Raw genomic sequence first — 16,596 nt, forward strand, 5'->3', positions numbered from 1 at the left:
GCCCGTCCCGCGCGCCGGGGGCGAGGTGTCAGACTGACGCCATGAACGAGCGCGAATTCGGCAGGTCAGGACAGCACGCATCCGTCATCGGCCTCGGCACGTGGCAGCTGGGGGCGGACTGGGGCGACGTGGACGACAAGGACGCCCTCGCCGTGCTGGAGGCGGCGGCGGAGTCGGGGGTCACCTTCTTCGACACGGCCGACGTGTACGGCGACGGACGCAGCGAGCAGACCATCGCCACGTTCCTGCGTGGCAGGCAGGACCTGCATGTGCTGGTCGCGACCAAGATGGGCCGCCGGGTCGACCAGATTCCCGAGAACTACGTCCTCGACAACTTCCGTGCCTGGAACGACCGGTCCCGGCGCAACCTGGGCGTCGACCGCATCGACCTGGTGCAGCTGCACTGCCCCCCGACCCCCGTCTACTCCTCCGACGAGGTGTTCGACGCCCTCGACACCCTGGTCGAGGAGGAGCGGATCGCCGCGTACGGCGTGAGCGTCGAGACGACCCAGGAGGCCCTGACGGCGATCGCCCGCCCGAACGTGGCGAGCGTCCAGATCATCCTCAACCCCTTCCGCATGAAGCCGCTCCGGGAGGTGCTGCCGGCGGCGGCCGAGGCGGGCGTCGGCATCATCGCGCGTGTCCCGCTGGCCTCCGGCCTGCTGTCGGGCAAGTACACGAAGGACACGGTGTTCGGCGACAACGACCACCGCACCTTCAACCGGCACGGTGAGGCCTTCGACCAGGGCGAGACGTTCTCCGGCGTCGACTTCACCACGGGCGTGGAGGCCGCGGCCGAGTTCTCCGCGCTCGCCCCGGAGGGCTTCACGCCGGCCCAGCTCGCGCTCCGCTGGATCGTGCAGCAGCCCGGCGTGACCACCGTGATCCCGGGAGCCCGCTCCCCGGAGCAGGCCCGAGCCAACGCCGCCGCCGCGAAGCTGCCGGAATTGTCCGAGCAGACGCTCGACGCGATCGGTGACCTGTACGAGCGCCGCATCAAGGAGCAGGTCGAGGGCCGCTGGTAGCGGTCCCCGCCCGGACCGGAGGAGGCGGCTCCCCACGGAGCCGCCCTCTCCCTGGCCGTCCCGGCCGTGCCGCTTCCCGGCCTTCTCCTCGGCCGTCCCGGCCGTGCCGCTTCCCGGCCTTCTCCTCGGCCGTCCCGGCCGTGCCGCTTCCGGGCCCTCTCCTCGGCCGTCCCGGCCGGTGCCGCCTCTCGTCCGCCGAGACTCCCTGAGCGGACGTCCGGCAGAACCCTTCCCGCGCGACGGCCGCCCCCGGGGCGCCCCGCGGACCAGGTGCCCCGACGCGTCGCGGGCGTGCCGCAAGGGACCCCCCGGCCCCCGACCCGGTCGTTCATCCCGGTGTCACCGTCCGGACGTGCCGGTCGCTTCCCGCACTTCGCGGAGCCTTCTATCCTCGCGTCGGGCCGCCGCCCGAAAGCCGTTCGGGCGCGCGCCTGTTGGACCTGTCCCGCACCGCTCCACCCGTCGGAAGGCGACACCGCACATGCGCCCACCATGGCTCCGTACGGCAAGACGGCTCGGCATCCGATCGGCCGCCCTCGCCGTGACCAGCGCTCTGGCCCTCGCAGTTCCGTCCCCGGCCGTCGCGGCGGCCCGCCCGGCCGACCGGCCGGTCTCCTACGTCGACCCGCTGATCGGTTCGGCCAACGGCGGCAACACCTACCCCGGCGCGACCCTCCCGTACGGGATGATCGCCTGGTCGCCGACCAGCACCACCGGCGACCAGACCGGCACCGGGGCCGCCAACGGCTACCGGTACGACGCCACCCGGATCCGCGGACTGAGCCTCACCCACGTCAACGGGGCCGGCTGCAACCCGGGCGCCGCGGGCGACGCCCCCATCATGCCGTTCGTCGGCGACGTGACGTCCTCGCCCTCGGCGGACACCAAGGACGCCGTCTACGCGGCCGACTTCGCGCACGCCGACGAGAAGGCCGTACCGGGGCGCTACACCCTCGGACTCGCGTCCGGCGCCGCCGCCGACCTGGCCGTCGGCAAGCGGGCCGGCGTCGCCGACTTCAGCTTCCCGGCCGGCCGTCCCGCCAACCTGCTGTTCCGCGTGTCCAACTCCCTGAACGGCAGCGAGGACGCGCACGTCGACATCGACACCGCGCACCGCAAGGTCACCGGCTGGGTGCTCACCGGCGCCTTCTGCGGCCGCCGCGCCAACGGCGGCACCAACAACCGCAAGAGCTACTACAAGCTGTACTTCAGCGCCTCGTTCGACCGGGCCTTCTCCTCCGTCGGCACGTGGAAGGACGGCACGCTCTCGGCGGGCTCGACCTCCGCCTCCGGTGGCGAGGGGTACGCCACGGGAACCGACCGTGCGGGCCGCGGCTCCGGCGGCTACGTCGGCTTCGACACCCGCTCCGACAACGATGTCCGGATGCGGATCGGCATCTCCTACGTCAGTCTCGGCGGCGCCGAGGCCAACCTCCGCGGTGAGATACCCCCGCGGGCGAGCGTCGACGACGTGGCCCGTGCGGGCGCCGACGCCTGGAACCGGGAACTGGGCACCGTGCGCGTCGCGGGCGGCGGCACCGCCCGGCGCACCACCTTCTACACGGCGCTCTACCACTCCCTCATGCAGCCGAACGTCATCAGCGACGCCGACGGCCGCTACTACGGCATGGACGGGAAGGTGCACCGCCTGGCGCGCGGCCAGCGGGCCCAGTACAGCAACTTCTCGGGCTGGGACCAGTACCGGGCGCAGATCCAGCTGCTCGCCCTCCTCAAGCCGGGAATCGCCGGGGACTTCGCCCAGTCGCTGTTCAACTTCGCCGGGCAGAACGGCGGGGTGTGGGACCGCTGGGTGCACGTCAGCGGCGCCACCCACGTCATGACGGGCGACCCGTCGGCGGCCACCCTCGCCACCTTCTACGCGATGGGCGTACGCGACTTCGACCACGAGGGAGCCTTCGAGTCACTCGCGCGCCAGGCCACCGTGCCGCACCCGGACGGGCTCTCCGACGCCGGCTGCCCCGGCCAGTGCGTGGGCCAGCGTCCCAACCTGGCCCAGTACCTCGGCTCGCACTACGCGGCGCAGGACGTCTGCCACTGCTGGGGCGGCGCCGCCGAGACCCTGGAGGACGCCGTGGCCGACTCCGCGCTGGCGAAGTGGGCGAAGCTGCTGGGGCGCGACGAGGAGGCGGCCGCCTTCGCCGAGCGGGGCACCTACTGGCGCAACGTCTTCAACCCCGCCGCCACGGCCGACGCCGGATACGTCCAGGCACGCAACCTCGACGGCTCGTGGGTGACGCCGTTCAGCCCGGGCAGCGACCGCGGATTCGCGCAGGGCACCAGCGCCACGTACACCTGGATGGTGCCGCAGGACGTCCAGGGGCTGGCCGCTGCCATGGGCGGCCGGGAGCGTGCCGCCGCCCGTCTCGACGGCTTCTTCCACACGGCGGACGGCGCGTGGTCGGTGCGCGGCGGTGACCCGCTGCGCTACGACCCCACCAACGAGCCGGGCATCCACGCCCCGTGGCTCTACAACGCCCTGGGACAGCCCTGGAAGACCCAGGCGACCGTGCGGCAGATCCTCGACACCGTCTACGGCACCGGTCCCGCGGGACTGCCGGGCAACGACGACCTGGGCACCATGTCCGCCTGGTACGTCTTCTCCGCGCTCGGCCTGTACCCGCAGACCCCGGGCAGCGGCGCGATGCTGCTGGGCGCGCCGCTCTTCACGGAGGCGGTGATCGACAGGCCCGGCGGGACCGGCATCACCATCGAGGCGCCCGACGCCGACGCGGCGCACCCGTACGTCGCCGCCGTACGGGTCGACGGCCGGCCCACGGACCGCTCGTGGACGGGGGCACGGCTGGTGACGAAGGGCGGAACGCTCACCTACCGGCTCGCCGAGCGGCCCGACACCTCCTGGGGCACCGACCCCGCCGGTCTGCCGCGGTGAACGGGGCGGCTCCGTGCGGACACTCAGCGTGTTCTCATGGAGCCGCACCTCCGGGACGGGAACTGAACCTGTCCGTAACGGCGTTCAAGCTTTCGAAGGACGCCGCAGTGTGTGCATCGGGAGCCCGCGATGTGACGGCCTTCACGCTCAGTTGTCGCAAAGTGATGAATCCCTTACAGGGGATACACGTACCGGTGTGCATAGAGGCATCGTCAGACCGCGGGAGGTTCTTCGTGCGACCGTTCACGCTCAACTACGCCCTGCCCACAGGGCAACCGGCGGCCGCCCTGCCCCCGTACCACTTCGACGCCTCCCTGCAGCTGAACGTGCTGCCGGACGGCCGCCCGGCGGTCAGTGACCGGGCGCTGCTGATGGCCGCGGGCACCACGACCTCCACCGCCGGGTCCCAGACGCACTTCGACGACTGAGGGACCGCCGCGGATGACGGTCCTGGTCCTCACCGCCGAGCAGGATGTCACCGCGGACATGGTGGTGGCCGAGCTGAACACGCGCGGTGTCCCGGTGGTGCGGCTCGACCCCGCGGACCTCCCCGACAAGGCGGTCCTGTCCGCCGACTACGCGCACGGCGACTTCGACGGGCACCTGTCCGTGAACGGCCATGTGCTCAGCATGGCGGGCCTGCGCTCCGTGTGGGTGCGGCGGCCGGGCGAACCGGCCGCCCACGCGGCACACGCCTCGCCGTGGCTCACCGCCGAGACCCGGCAGGCCCTGTTCGGCATGCTCTACTCCGCCGTCACCCGCTGGATGAACCATCCCGGCAGCGCCGAGCAGGCCCGGCACAAGCCGTGGCAGCTGCGGGTCGCCCACCTCAGCGGCTTCGCCGTGCCGCCGACGGTCGTCACCACCGCGCCGCGTGTGGCGCAGCAGTTCGTGGAGGAGTACCGCGACGTGGTGGTGAAGTCCGCGTCGGGACCGCCGCCCGGTGACCCGACGGTGTCCCTGCCGACCACGCTGATCGGGCCGGACGCGGACTTCTCCGGTGTGGCGGCCGGCCCCGCGCTGCTCCAGCGCTACGTCCCCAAGCGCGCCGACATCCGGTTGACGTGTGTCGGTTCACGGCTGTTCGCCGCCCGGAAGACCGCCGCGCCCGGGCAGATCGACGGGCGCTACGGCGACACCGGCCACCTGTGGGAGACCACCTCCGTGCCGGACCGCGTCGCCAAGTCGGTCCAGGAGTACATGGCGTTCACCGGACTCGCCTACGCGGCCTTCGACTTCGCGGAGGACGCGGAGGGCCTGTGGTGGTTCCTGGAGTGCAACCAGGGCGGGCAGTTCGGCTTCGTCGAGCTGGAGACCGGACAGCCCATCGCCGAGGCGGTCGCCCTCTGGCTGGCGTACCGAAGACCCGGGTCGGACACCCGCTCGGCCTGAGCGGCCGACGGCCCGCGGACCGGCCCGGCGGCCCGGCGGACCTCGACCCCGCCTGCCACGCCACACGGCGGTCGCGGCCCCTCCGCGCGGCCTTCTCCGCGCGAGCGTGGCGGCGACACGGCCACCGCGGCACGCGCTCAAGCCAGGACCCACCGATCGGCCACCGGCCGCCCGAGCGCGAGCACCTCACCCGTCGGGCGCCCCGGCTCGACGGCCGGCCGCGCGGCTGAACACGCACCTCCGCAGTAAGTCCCCTGCGGGCAGCGGTGCGTGAGACTCACCCGGCGGAGGCGCGGAAGGTGCGCAGGAAGACGTCCAGCGCCCGCCGGTTCGCGGTGTCGTCCCAGTCGTCGGCCGGGGTCGTCCAGCGGAAGGAGAAGCCTCGGCCCGCCCCGGTGAGGAAGCCGCGGCCGAGGGTGCGCTCGCGCACGCCCGAGGACTCGGAGAGCCACTCCATGTCCGCCGCGTCCAGGCCCCGGTAGTCGACGGAGCGGATGGCGCCCACGCGTTCGTAGTCGACGGACGTCCGCTTCAGGGAGGGCTCCAGGGCCCGCCAGACACCGACGGGGTCCGGCCCGAGCCGTTCGCTGTAGGTGACCGCCAGTGTGCGCGGATCGCCGGGGGCGCCGAAGGTCACCCGGTAGGAGGCGTCGGAGGCGCTGTCCCGGTCGAGCGGCTTCCAGCCGGTGGGCAGGGCGATCGAGAACCCCTCGGGCGCGTCGTAGCGGCGGAACCCGGCGGGCGGACCGCTCTTGTCGGGCCGGGAGGGTGTGGCGGAGGGAGCGGGGGAGGACGGCCCGGACGGAGAGGGCGGCGCGCTGGGCGGCGCGGCGGGCGGGGCTCCGCCGGCGGCCGGGCGGGACGGCTCGGGGCGGGACGCGGAGGGACCGCCGTCCTGGCCGCCGCCGGTGAGGGCGAGGGCGGCGAGCGAGGCGCCGGTCACGGCCAGCGCCAGCACGCCGAGCAGCGCCGGCCGGCCCACGGTGCGTCTGCCCCACACCCGGCCGGTGCGCCAGGCGGCGGCGTAGGCGTCGCGCAGACACGGCAGAGGCGTATCGGGGCCGGGCTCCCCGGGGTCCTCGCGGAGGATACGGGTGAACGCCGCGCGCACGACCGGCTCGGGCAGGCGCTCCTGCGGATCCTTGCGGAGCAGCCCCTGGACGGCCGGGCCGAGCGGTCCCGCGTTCTGCGGGGAGCGGATGGGGAGCAGGTCGACCGCCCGCAGGGTCGCCTCGACCGGGCCGCGGTCCCGGACGGGCGGCCGCCCCTCCACCATCGTGTAGAGGATCGCCCCGAGCGCCCACAGGTCCGACGCGGGCCCGGCGCCCTCGCCCCGCGCCTGCTCGGGGGAGGCGTACGACGGCGCGGTGACGCGCGGCGAGACGGCGGCTCCCAGCAGCCCGAAACCGGCGACGAGCACCCCGCCGTCATCGCGCACGAACACCTGCCCGGGGCTGAGGTCGCCGTGGGTGATGCCCTCGCGGTGGGCCGCCGCGAGGACGTCGAGGATCGCCAGACCCATGCGGGCCGCCCGGACGTGGCCGACCGGCCCGTGCCGCAGCAGGTCGCCCAGCGGGGTGCCCTCGATCCGGTCCATGACCGTCCACAGCGCGCCGTTCTCCTCGACCACGTCGAGGACGGTGGCGACCCGGCCGGGGCAGGCCAGCTCCATGCTCTCGGACTCGCGCAGGATGCGGGCGGTGCCGGGACGTGGGCCCGTGCCCGGGCGCGACTCCGTCAGGGAGACCGGCCGCCGGAAGCGGACGTCCTGGCCGCGCAGTCCCGTCCGCCCCTCCTCCCGGTGCACGACCTCCTGCGGCCAGTACCGTCCGGCGATCAACTCCTGTGTGCTGGCTTGCCCTTCGGTCATGGTCATCCCTCGCTGCGCAACCGGTCTCACGCCTTTCCCGGTTGTACGGCGGGGGCGCCGCCCGGTGTTCAACGCGGACGGGAATCGGTCGGCCGGGTTCGTCCGGGGCGGCGCGCTTCGAGCAGATGTGCGGACGGCGCGCGCCAGACGATGGCCACGGGGTGGCGCCGATGGGCGACTCGGCGAGGGCGCCGCCCGCGGCCGGGGAGCGCAGCAGGTGCCGCGGCCGGGCCGTGGCCGCGCCCGCCCGGAAGGGGTCGCCCGACGAGGGACCGTGCAGCAGTTCCGCGAACCACATCGAGAACTCCTGGTACTCCCACACCCGCCGCAGAGCGGCCGCCGAGCAGCCGCGCAGCCCGCTGTCGTCGCCTCGGCGTCCGTGTCCGTGCCGGCCCGGCCGGCGGCGTCAGGCGAAGGCGTCGCGCAGCGCCGGCAGCAGCGTCTTCTCCGACCAGTCGAGGAAGGCGTGCTGGGAGTCGCCGCCGATCTGCACCAGCGCGACCTCGGTGAACCCGGCCTCGGCGTAGGGGCGTACGGCCTCGACGATGGCCTGCGGGTCGTCCCCGCACGGAATCGACTCGGCGACGTCGTCGGGCGTGACGAACTGGGTCGCCCCGGCGAAGGACTGGGGGTGCGGGAGTTCGGAGTTGACCTTCCACCCGCTGCCGAACCAGCGGAACTGGTCGTGCGCCCGCTGCACGGCCGCTTCGCGGTCCGGGTCGAAGCAGACGGGGAGCTGGCCCACCCTGGGCTTGCCCTGCCCGCCGTGCCGGTCGAAGCCTTCGACCAACTCCGCCTTGGGCTCGGTGGCGATCACGAGGTCGGCGAAGCGGCCCGCCAGCCGGCAGGAGCGCTCGCCGGACACCGCGAGCCCGATCGGCGGCGCCTGGTCCGGAAGGTCCCAGAGCTTGGCCGACTCCACGTCGAAGTGCGTGCCTCGGCGGGTGACATGGCCGCCCTCGAACAGGTCGCGGATGATGCCCAGAGCCTCCTCCAGCATCTCGTGCCGTACGTCGACCGAGGGCCAGCCCCCGCCCACCACGTGCTCGTTGAGGTTCTCGCCGGAACCGAGGCCCAGCCGGAACCTGCCCTCGGACAGCAGTTGCATCGTCGCCGCCTTCTGCGCCACCACCGCCGGGTGGTAGCGGAAGGAGGGACACGTCACGTAGGTCATCAGCGGGATCCGCGAGGTGGCCTGGGCGGCGGCACCGAGCACGCTCCAGGCGTACGGCGCGTGGCCCTGGGACTCCAGCCACGGGAAGTAGTGGTCCGAGGTCACCGAGAAGTCGAACCCGGCCTGCTCGGCCCGTACCACGTGGTCGACGAGGTCACGGGGTCCGGCTTGCTCCGTCATCATCGTGTATCCGATTTGCACCATAAGAGACGGGTCCCCGATCCGATGATCCGGAAACAGGGACCTTCCCCCGTACGGCGCTACCTCGCGAGGCGGGCCACGAACTCCCAGCTCCCGTGCGGCGCCTCGTACACCGCGAACCCGGGTTCGGCGCGCAGGAACGCCGTGCCCTCCGGCGCCCGGACGTCGGAGCGGGCCTCCGCCGGTACGTGGACCTCGGCCGTCGACCCCACCGGCACCCGCACCGACAGCCGCAGCGCGGTGCCGACGACGGACCACGCGGCGGACGCCTCGCCCCGGACCGTGCGCACCGACGTGCGGGCCCAGTCCACGCCCGTACGGCCGTCGGGCCGCACCGTGAAGGTCCGGTACCCGGCGTCACCGGGTCGCAGCCCCGCCACGTTCTCGTACAGCCACTGCACGACCGTGCCCTGGAAGTAGTGGTCCCGGGAGCGGGAGTCCAGGGGCCACATCTCCCACATGGTGTCGGCGCCGTGCTCGAACCAGTGCCCCCAGCCCGGGTACGTGCGCTGGGTGGCGACCGCGTGCGCCACCTCGGGATGCCCCTGCGCGGACAGCTCGCGCAGCAGCACGCTCGTCCCGAGTGCCCCGGTGTTGAGGTGGTCGCCGCGCTCGCGCAGGTCGGCGAGCAGCGACTCCACGACGCTCGCCCGGGCGCCGGGCGGGACGAGTCCGAAGGCGAGCGGGACGCAGTTGCTGGTCTGGCGGTAACCGGGGTCCTTGGCGGTGCGGTAGTGGCCCTCCGGACTCAGGAAGGCCGCGTTGAACGCCTCCTTCAGCTCACCGGCCGTCCGCCGGTAGCGGGCGGCGACATCGTTGTCGTCGAGCAGGTCCGCGAGCTCCGCCGTCCCGGTCAGCGCCCGGTACAGGTAGGCCGTCGCGGTGAGCCGGGTGTCCTCGGGCGGGTTGCCTCCGTAACCCGGCGGCAGGTAGTCGCCGAGGGCGGTCACCGCGAGCCCGTCCTCCAGGCGGGAGATCTCCCAGTCCAGGTAGCGGGTGAGGGGCTTCCAGTGGTCCCGGGCGAGGCGCTCGTCGCCGTACACGCGGTACATCTCGCGGACGAGGAAGGGGTAGACGGTCGTCCACTCGGGGGAGGGGCCGAGGTCTCCGTAGCCCCAGCCGCCGCTGGGCACGATGACCGGCAGCTGCCCGTCGCGGTTCTGGCTGTCCGCGAGATCGCCCAGCCACTTGGTCAGGAAGCGGTGCACCCCGAACGCGTACGCCATGACGGGAGCGCCGAGCTGGGCGTCGCCCGTCCAGCCGTTCTTCTCGTACATCGGGGTGTCCGTCGGGATGCCGTGCAGGTTGTTCAGGACCGTCCGGCGCATCGCCGCCTCCAGCCGCTCGTAGAACGGCTCCGAACAGGCGAAGGTGCCCGTCCGCGCGACCGGGGTGTGCACCACCCGGCCGAGCACCTGCGAGGGTTCCGGCTTCGCCGGCAGGCCGCTGACCTGTACGTAGCGGAAGCCCTTGTACGAGAAGGCGGGCTCCCACACCTCCTCGCCGCCGCCCGCGCACACGTACTCGTCCGTCTGGAAGCGGCCCGGCACGTGCCCGGTCTCCGCGTGCACGCTCCCGTCGTCCTTCAGTTTCTCGCCGTGCGTCAGCCGCACCGTCGTCCCGGCGTCCGCCCGGACGGTCAGCCGGGACCAGCCCGCCATCGTGCGCCCCATGTCGACGACGTACACACCCGGCCGCAGCTCCGACACGGCCACCGGGCGCACGGTCTCGACGACCTCGATCGGGTCGTGTCCCTGGGCGCGCAGCGTCCCCTTGGGGGCCGGCTGCCGGCGTGCCTCCCGCCAGCCGGTGTCGTCGAACCCGGGGCGCGTCCAGCCGCCCGGTGCCTCGCGGGCGTCGTAGGTCTCGCCCGCGTAGAGGGAGTTGGAGCGGGTGGGGCCCTCGGTCAGGCGCCACCGCCCGTCCGTGGCGACCGTGGTGCGCGAGCCGTCCGGGTGGTCGATCTCCAGCTGGGCCAGCAGCCGCGGCTCGCCGTGCCAGGGCGGCCGGTGCCAGTTCCACACGTTGGGGGTCGTCATGCCGAAGAAGCCGCGTCCGAGCGTGACTCCGATCGCGTTGCGGCCGCGGCGGACGCGGTCCGTCACGTCGTGCACCGCGTACAGCACGGTCTCGTCGTAGTCCGTGAACCCGGGGTCGAGGACCTGGCGGCCGACGCGTACGCCGTTCAGTTCGGCGTCGTAGTAGGCGAGCCCGCTGATGTGCAGGCGGGCGCGCACCACGGGCTTGGGGACGTTGAACTCGCGGCGCAGCAGCGGGGCGGGCTGTTCGGGCGCGGTGACCGTCACCCCGTCGCCCCACGGACCCTGCCCGTAGGGGGCGAGCACCGCGGCACGCGCCCACTGCCCGTCGTCGAACTCCGGCTGCTGCCAGCCCTGTTGCTCGCTGCCGGCGCAGAGCCAGTCGCCGTCGGTGACGAACTCGGCGGTGCCGCCCGCCGCCGTCTCGACGACCAGCCGGACGAGCAGCCCGCCCGGGTTCACCGAGGCGGGAGCGCCGCGGTTGGTGGCGAGCGCGGCCACCACGAGCCGCCCGCCGGGCGCGGCGCGCACGAGCCCGGTGACGTCCGCGGACCGGCCGGTGCGCCAGGCGTCCGTCTGCTCGTCCTGGTGCAGCACCCGCTGTCCGCCGACGTACAGCGTGAAGTCGTCGTCGGCGGTGGCCACCAGGGTGGCGCGGCGGACGTCCGCTCCGGCGGGCAGGGTCGTCGTGCCGCGGAACCAGCGCGGCCCGGTGGGGGAGGAGCCGGCGGTCGAGCCGGGCGACCAGATCCAGGCCGCGCCCGCGAAGCCGGGGGGCTCGGGGGCGGCGTCGGCTCCGATCCAGACGCCACGCCAGGCGTCCTTCGGCAACGTTGTCTCCCACCAGCGCGAGACGCTCCAGGCGGACGGGCGGCCGTCGCCGTCCCAGACGCGGACCTGCCAGTGGTAGCGCGTACGGGGCTCCAGCGCGGGGCCCGCGTACCCGACACCGACCGTACGGTCCGACGCCGTCCGGCCCGAGTCCCAGACGAGGCGGCGCCCCTCACGCAGCTCCCGCGGGTCGAGCGCGACCCTCACCTGGTAGGCGGTCTGCCGGGCCCCGTGCCCCTCCGCCGTCAACTCCCAGGTCAGCCGCGGGCGTTCGACCTCGGTGCCCAGCAGCGTCTCGGCGTACTCGACGGTGGTCCGTTCGATGCGCAGCCGGCCCGGCCGTGCGGCGTCGCCGCCCCGGTCCCCGGACGCGGAGGCGGTGCCCGCCGCCGCTCCGAGCGCGGCGGACGCGCCCGCGCCGGCCATGGAGCTCTTCAGGAAGACCCGGCGGTCCCAATCCTTGGCCATCTGCTGCCCCTCGCTGGATGTCGGTGGTGTCGATGGATTCGCCCCATGCGCCGCCGTGGACCCATGGTGATTGAAACGTTTCATTCCGTAGTCGTCGATCCTATGCACCGGCTGTGGCGGCCATCAAGAGGTGTGCACGGGTGGCGTGGACACGAGGGATGCGCGAGGGAAGGATGGCCCCTGCACACAGCCGGCACCCTGTCGGCGCGAACCCCAGCCGGCGTCCCGTCGGCGAGAACCCGTCCCGGCGACGGACGGCGGCCCGCCACGTCCCCGCTCCCCGTCCGTCACCCCGACCGTCCGGAGGCCGACCCGCATGAGCGCCCGCCCCCTGCCCGAGAGCGGTCCCGCCGCCGAGGGCGTCGACGCGTCCGGCGTCCACGCCTTCCTCGACGCCGTCGAGGACGCGCCCGGCATCGAGCCGCACAGCCTGATGATCCTGCGGCACGGACGCCTCGTCGCCTCCGGCTGGTGGGCGCCCTACACCCCCGAACGCCCCCAGCTTCTCTACTCGTTGAGCAAGAGCTTCACGTCGACGGCCGCCGGACTGGCCGCCGCGGAAGGGCTGCTGGACCTGGACCGGCCGGTGATCGCGTACTTCCCGGAGTTCGAGGCCGACATCACCGACCCGCGCAGCCGCACCATGCTCGTGCGGCACGTCGCGTCCATGGCCAGCGGGCACCTCGCGGAGACCCACGACGCGGCCTTCAGGCGCGATCGGGAGGAGCCGGTCCGCGGCTTCCTGCTCACCCCGCCGGACCGGGACCCCGGCACCGTCTTCGCGTACAACCAGCCCGCCACCTACACCCTCGCCGCGATCGTCCAGCGGGTCACCGGCCGCACCCTGACGGACTATCTGCGCCCGCGCCTCTTCGACCCGCTGGGCATCGGCGACGTGGCCTGGCTCCAGCGGCCGCCCGGCCGCGACCTCGGCTTCAGCGGACTGCACGCCACGACCGACGCGATCGCGCGGCTGGGACAGCTGTACCTTCAGGACGGCGTCTGGGAGGGGCGGCGGCTGCTCCCGGCGGCCTGGACCGCCGAGGCGACCCGCGCGCACGTCTCCACCTGGGACGGCACGCCGCAGGGCACCGAGTCTGACTGGCAGCAGGGCTACGGGTTCCAGTTCTGGCGGGCCCGGCACGGCTACCGCGGTGACGGGGCGTACGGGCAGTTCTGCCTGGTGCTGCCCGAGCACGACGCGGTGGTGGCGACGACCGCGGCGACCGAACAGATGCAGGAGCTGCTGAACCTCGTCTGGCGCCATCTGCTGCCCGCCTTCGGCCCGGCCCCGCTGCCCGGGCACGACGACGACGGCCTGCGCGAGCGTCTCTCGAAGCTGGGCCTGCCGCCGGTGCCGGGCCGCGGTGCCCCGCCGGCGCGGGCGGAGTCCTGGTCCGGCGCCCGCTTCGCACCCGCGGCGGACGAGCCGGGGGCCACCCGGCCGAAGAGGCTGACGGGCGTCGCGGTCGACGCCGACGCGGACCGCTGGACCCTCACGCTGGACGAGAGCGGCAGCCTCCTGCCCCTGCGGCTGGGCGACGCCGGCTGGACCGTGGACGGCGGACCGGTGCCCACCGCGGTCAGCGGGGGATGGAGCGACGACGCGGACACCCTGCGCGCCGACGTCCTGTTCCTGGAGACCCCGCACCGGCTGAGCGTGACCTGCTCGCTCACGTCCCGTACGTTCACGGCGCGCTGGCACACGGTGCCCCTGCACGGCGGACCGCTCGCCTCCCTGCGGGCCCCGTGGCCGGACACCGCGTCGACGGCCCCCGGCACCGCTCCCCGGTGACCGCGGCGGCCTCGTACGCCCTGCGCTGGACGCGTCACCCCGGCCGTCCGCGCCGGGCGGACCCAGGGCGTGCCGACGCACAATTGATCGCCGATGATCGAACGAGGACGGCGGCGGCCGCCCGGGTGCGCCGTCACGGAAGCGGAGTGTGCTGATGCAGCTGAACCTCGGAGGACGGACGGCACTCGTCACCGGCTCGACGCAGGGCATCGGGGCGGCCATCGCCCTGGGCCTCGCCCGGGCGGGCGCCCGCGTCGGCGTCAACGGGCGTGACGGGGGCCGGGTCGCGGAAGCCGTCGCTCAACTCACCGAGGACGCCCCGCACGCGCGGTTCGTCGCGGTCGCCGCCGACCTGGGGACCGAGGAGGGGGCGGCGCGCGCCCGGGAGACGCTTCCCGAGGTGGACATCCTGGTCAACAACCTCGGCATCTTCGGCGCCAAACCCGCCCTGGAGATCAGTGACGACGAGTGGCGCCGCTACTTCGAGGTGAACGTCCTCGCCGCCGTCCGGCTGACCCGCGCCTACCTGCCCGGCATGACGCGGCGGGGCTGGGGACGCGTGCAGTACATCGCGAGCGACTCGGCGGTGGCGATCCCGGCCGAGATGATCCACTACGGCATGTCCAAGACGGCGCTGCTCGCGGTGAGCCGGGGCTTCGCCAAGGAGGCGGCGGGCACCGGTGTCACGGTCAACTCCGTCATCGCGGGCCCCACGCACACCGGCGGCGTCGAGGACTTCGTGTACGAACTCGTGGACCGCGAGCTGCCCTGGGACGAGGCACAGCGCGTCTTCATGCGCGAACACCGCCCGCAGTCCCTGCTCCAGCGGCTGATCGAGCCCGAGGAGATCGCGAACCTCGTCGTCTACCTGAGCTCGGACCAGGCGTCGGCGACGACCGGTGGTGCCGTCCGGGTGGACGGCGGGTACGTCGACTCGATCCTGCCCTGACGCTCCGGCGACGACGCCACGACGCCCTGACGCCCTGACGCCACGACGCCGGGCCCCTGTTGGGCGGGCCCGGCGTCGCGCTGCACGAGGCAGGTCGGCGACGGGGGGGGAGCGGGACGGGCGGTCCGCTCCGTGCCCGCGGGGCGGTCCGGCCTGCCTTCGGCTCCCAGGGCATGGTCAGTTGCGTGTAGGCGCGGAGGTCGCGGCGAGGCGGGCCCGTGCTCCGTCGGCTGGCGAGCGCGGCTCACAGGGAGGGGGCGCCGCCCGTGCCCCGCCGTGAGGGGGTGCGGGGGACGACAACTGGGCAACGGCTTCACGGCCGTTGTGAAGTCGCCTACGGCGGGATGTGAGGGTGAGGCGCACGACGTCACATGCCTTGCTGCCGGTGCCCGCGCTCTGCGTCGTGCTCGCCGTCCTCGCCGGGTGCGACGCGGGCGGCACGGACGGGGGGCCCTCCCGTCGAAGGGCGGGGCCCCGGCGCCCGCCAAGAGCCGAGCCTCCGCCCCCGGGGAGGGCTCGAAGGACCCCGACGACATCAACGGCGACGGACACCGCGACCTCCTGGTCCACGCCGGACCGCGCGAGAGCGGGACGGAGCCCTCGGGCGTCGACGGCTCGCTCACCGTCCATCCGGGCGGGCGGTGAGCCCGTCACCCGCCGGCTGCCCGAGGACGGCGGGCGCGGCCACCACTTCGGCCCCGGCGGCTACGTGGCCGCCGACCCGGACGGCGGCCGCGACGGCACCCTGGTCGCCACCCAGGAGAGCGCCACCCTCATCGACGGCGAGCGGCGCACCGAGGTGCGGCGTGCGGGCGCCGCCGCGGCGGACGGCGGGAAGCCGCTGGCGTGGAACCGGGGGCCCGGCCCGCGGGAGCCGCCGACTTCGACGGCGAGGGCAGGGACGAGCTGATCCCTCACCGGGTGCCCGACGCCGTCCTCCGCGTCCACGGTGAGCAACCCGCCGACTGGTGGATCACCGACGGAACGACGTCCCGGGACAAGACGTCGTTCGCCACGGCATGGTTCGTCCCGGGGACTCACTAGGCCCCCTCAAGTCCCCTCCGCGGGTCAGGGTTTGACGGCGACCGCGCCGAACTGCGGGAGGGTCGGCGCCGACTCGGAGTCCGCACGCCACCGCGAGCACGACACGAGGCCCGGCGTGACGAGGTCGAGGCCGTCGAGGAAGGAGGCGATCTCCGCGCGGGTGCGGGCGGTGATCGGCGGGGTGGCGTTCTCGTTCCAGAACTTCATGGCCTCGACGTTGCCCTCGCCGCCGAGGTCGGCGTCCGTCGTCGGATGGGTCAGCACGAGGCAACTGCCCGACGGAACGGCCGACATGATCCGGTGCACGATGTCCCGCGCCTTCTCGGTGTCCAGGACGAAGTTCAGGATGCCCAGCATCATCACCGCGACGGGCTGCTCCAGGTCGAGCGTCTCGGCGGCACCCCGGACGATGGTGTCCGGGTTGTGCACGTCGGCGTCGATGTAGTCGGTGACGCCCTCGGGGGTGCTGGTCAGCAGGGACCGGGCGTGGACGAGCACGATCGGGTCGTTGTCGACGTACACGATCCGCGAGTCCGGCGCGATCCGCTGGGCGATGTCGTGGGTGTTGTCCAGGGTCGGCAGGCCGGTGCCGATGTCGAGGAACTGCCGCACGCCGAGGTCGGCGGCGAGGAACCGCACGGCGCGGCCGAGGAATTCGCGGTCCGCGCGGGCCACGTCCCGGATCACCGGGAACATCGAGGCGACCTGCTCGCCGACCTTCTGGTCCACCTCGTAGTGGTCCTTGCCGCCGATCCAGTAGTTCCACACCCGGGCGTTGTGCGCCACCGAGGTGTTCAGCCGTCCGGAGGCACCTGTCGGGCGCTGCGTGTCGCTCATGTCGTTCCCTTCCTGCGCGCCCGTGGGCGTCCGGGCGCGTGCGGCCGCCGGGGCGGCACC

General features: G+C 73.9%; 12 protein-coding genes. 8 read left to right on the top strand and 4 right to left on the bottom strand.

Features of this window, described 5'->3' with window-relative positions:
- Positions 1-41 precede the first annotated feature (41 nt).
- The 4 genes from ACWGIS_RS16725 to tgmB all read left to right on the top strand — a co-directional run bounded on the left by ACWGIS_RS16725 (position 42) and on the right by tgmB (position 5,328).
- Positions 42-1,025, top strand: a complete 984-nt coding sequence (locus ACWGIS_RS16725) for an aldo/keto reductase (RefSeq protein WP_453363150.1) — start codon at positions 42-44, stop codon at positions 1,023-1,025.
- Positions 1,026-1,506: 481 nt separating this feature from the next.
- Positions 1,507-3,936 (top strand): GH92 family glycosyl hydrolase, encoded by a 2,430-nt coding sequence (locus ACWGIS_RS16730; RefSeq protein ID WP_453363151.1) that lies wholly within the window; start codon positions 1,507-1,509, stop codon positions 3,934-3,936.
- 233 nt (positions 3,937-4,169) lie between these two features.
- Positions 4,170-4,364, top strand: coding sequence for a putative ATP-grasp-modified RiPP (tgmA, locus tag ACWGIS_RS16735; RefSeq protein WP_355794446.1), 195 nt, complete (start codon positions 4,170-4,172; stop codon positions 4,362-4,364).
- Between the two features lie 13 nt (positions 4,365-4,377).
- Complete coding sequence (gene tgmB / locus ACWGIS_RS16740) at positions 4,378-5,328, top strand: ATP-grasp ribosomal peptide maturase (RefSeq protein ID WP_453363152.1); 951 nt, start codon at positions 4,378-4,380, stop codon at positions 5,326-5,328.
- A gap of 277 nt (positions 5,329-5,605) precedes the next feature.
- Here tgmB and ACWGIS_RS16745 read toward each other — a convergent pair whose 3' ends face one another.
- The 3 genes from ACWGIS_RS16745 to ACWGIS_RS16755 all read right to left on the bottom strand — a co-directional run bounded on the left by ACWGIS_RS16745 (position 5,606) and on the right by ACWGIS_RS16755 (position 11,911).
- Positions 5,606-7,198: a protein kinase domain-containing protein gene (locus ACWGIS_RS16745; RefSeq protein ID WP_453363153.1), complete on the bottom strand. Its 1,593-nt coding sequence runs from the start codon at positions 7,196-7,198 to the stop codon at positions 5,606-5,608.
- Positions 7,199-7,604: 406 nt separating this feature from the next.
- Positions 7,605-8,576 (bottom strand): LLM class F420-dependent oxidoreductase, encoded by a 972-nt coding sequence (locus ACWGIS_RS16750; RefSeq protein ID WP_453363154.1) that lies wholly within the window; start codon positions 8,574-8,576, stop codon positions 7,605-7,607.
- Positions 8,577-8,632: 56 nt separating this feature from the next.
- Complete coding sequence (locus tag ACWGIS_RS16755) at positions 8,633-11,911, bottom strand: family 78 glycoside hydrolase catalytic domain (protein WP_453363155.1); 3,279 nt, start codon at positions 11,909-11,911, stop codon at positions 8,633-8,635.
- 316 nt (positions 11,912-12,227) lie between these two features.
- On the opposite strand from ACWGIS_RS16755, the gene ACWGIS_RS16760 reads away from it, so the two are divergent.
- The 4 genes from ACWGIS_RS16760 (at position 12,228) to ACWGIS_RS16775 (ending at position 15,565) form a co-directional block, all read left to right on the top strand.
- Positions 12,228-13,706 (top strand): serine hydrolase domain-containing protein, encoded by a 1,479-nt coding sequence (locus tag ACWGIS_RS16760; RefSeq protein ID WP_453363156.1) that lies wholly within the window; start codon positions 12,228-12,230, stop codon positions 13,704-13,706.
- A 154-nt stretch (positions 13,707-13,860) separates the two neighbouring features.
- Positions 13,861-14,655, top strand: coding sequence for an SDR family NAD(P)-dependent oxidoreductase (locus ACWGIS_RS16765; RefSeq protein WP_453363157.1), 795 nt, complete (start codon positions 13,861-13,863; stop codon positions 14,653-14,655).
- Positions 14,656-15,078: 423 nt separating this feature from the next.
- Positions 15,079-15,300 (top strand): hypothetical protein, encoded by a 222-nt coding sequence (locus tag ACWGIS_RS16770; RefSeq protein ID WP_453363158.1) that lies wholly within the window; start codon positions 15,079-15,081, stop codon positions 15,298-15,300.
- Positions 15,301-15,364: 64 nt separating this feature from the next.
- A complete protein-coding gene (locus ACWGIS_RS16775; protein WP_453363159.1) occupies positions 15,365-15,565 on the top strand; it encodes a hypothetical protein in 201 nt (66 codons plus the stop codon).
- 158 nt (positions 15,566-15,723) lie between these two features.
- Here ACWGIS_RS16775 and ACWGIS_RS16780 read toward each other — a convergent pair whose 3' ends face one another.
- Positions 15,724-16,536, bottom strand: coding sequence for an SAM-dependent methyltransferase (locus tag ACWGIS_RS16780; protein WP_453363160.1), 813 nt, complete (start codon positions 16,534-16,536; stop codon positions 15,724-15,726).
- Between the last annotated feature and the right edge of the window lie 60 nt (positions 16,537-16,596).

The sequence above is a fragment of the Streptomyces sp. NPDC054842 genome, from assembly GCF_053611025.1.

What these genes read in the sequence shown, in the direction of transcription:
- ACWGIS_RS16765 (WP_453363157.1), top strand. Translation starts at nt 13,861, where the DNA reads ATGCAGCTGAACCTCGGAGGACGGACGGCACTCGTCACCGGCTCGACG.
- ACWGIS_RS16750 (WP_453363154.1), bottom strand. Translation starts at nt 8,576, where the DNA reads ATGGTGCAAATCGGATACACGATGATGACGGAGCAAGCCGGACCCCGT.
- ACWGIS_RS16755 (WP_453363155.1), bottom strand. Translation starts at nt 11,911, where the DNA reads ATGGCCAAGGATTGGGACCGCCGGGTCTTCCTGAAGAGCTCCATGGCC.
- ACWGIS_RS16745 (WP_453363153.1), bottom strand. Translation starts at nt 7,198, where the DNA reads ATGACCGAAGGGCAAGCCAGCACACAGGAGTTGATCGCCGGACGGTAC.
- ACWGIS_RS16730 (WP_453363151.1), top strand. Translation starts at nt 1,507, where the DNA reads ATGCGCCCACCATGGCTCCGTACGGCAAGACGGCTCGGCATCCGATCG.
- ACWGIS_RS16780 (WP_453363160.1), bottom strand. Translation starts at nt 16,536, where the DNA reads ATGAGCGACACGCAGCGCCCGACAGGTGCCTCCGGACGGCTGAACACC.
- ACWGIS_RS16760 (WP_453363156.1), top strand. Translation starts at nt 12,228, where the DNA reads ATGAGCGCCCGCCCCCTGCCCGAGAGCGGTCCCGCCGCCGAGGGCGTC.
- tgmB (WP_453363152.1), top strand. Translation starts at nt 4,378, where the DNA reads ATGACGGTCCTGGTCCTCACCGCCGAGCAGGATGTCACCGCGGACATG.
- ACWGIS_RS16725 (WP_453363150.1), top strand. Translation starts at nt 42, where the DNA reads ATGAACGAGCGCGAATTCGGCAGGTCAGGACAGCACGCATCCGTCATC.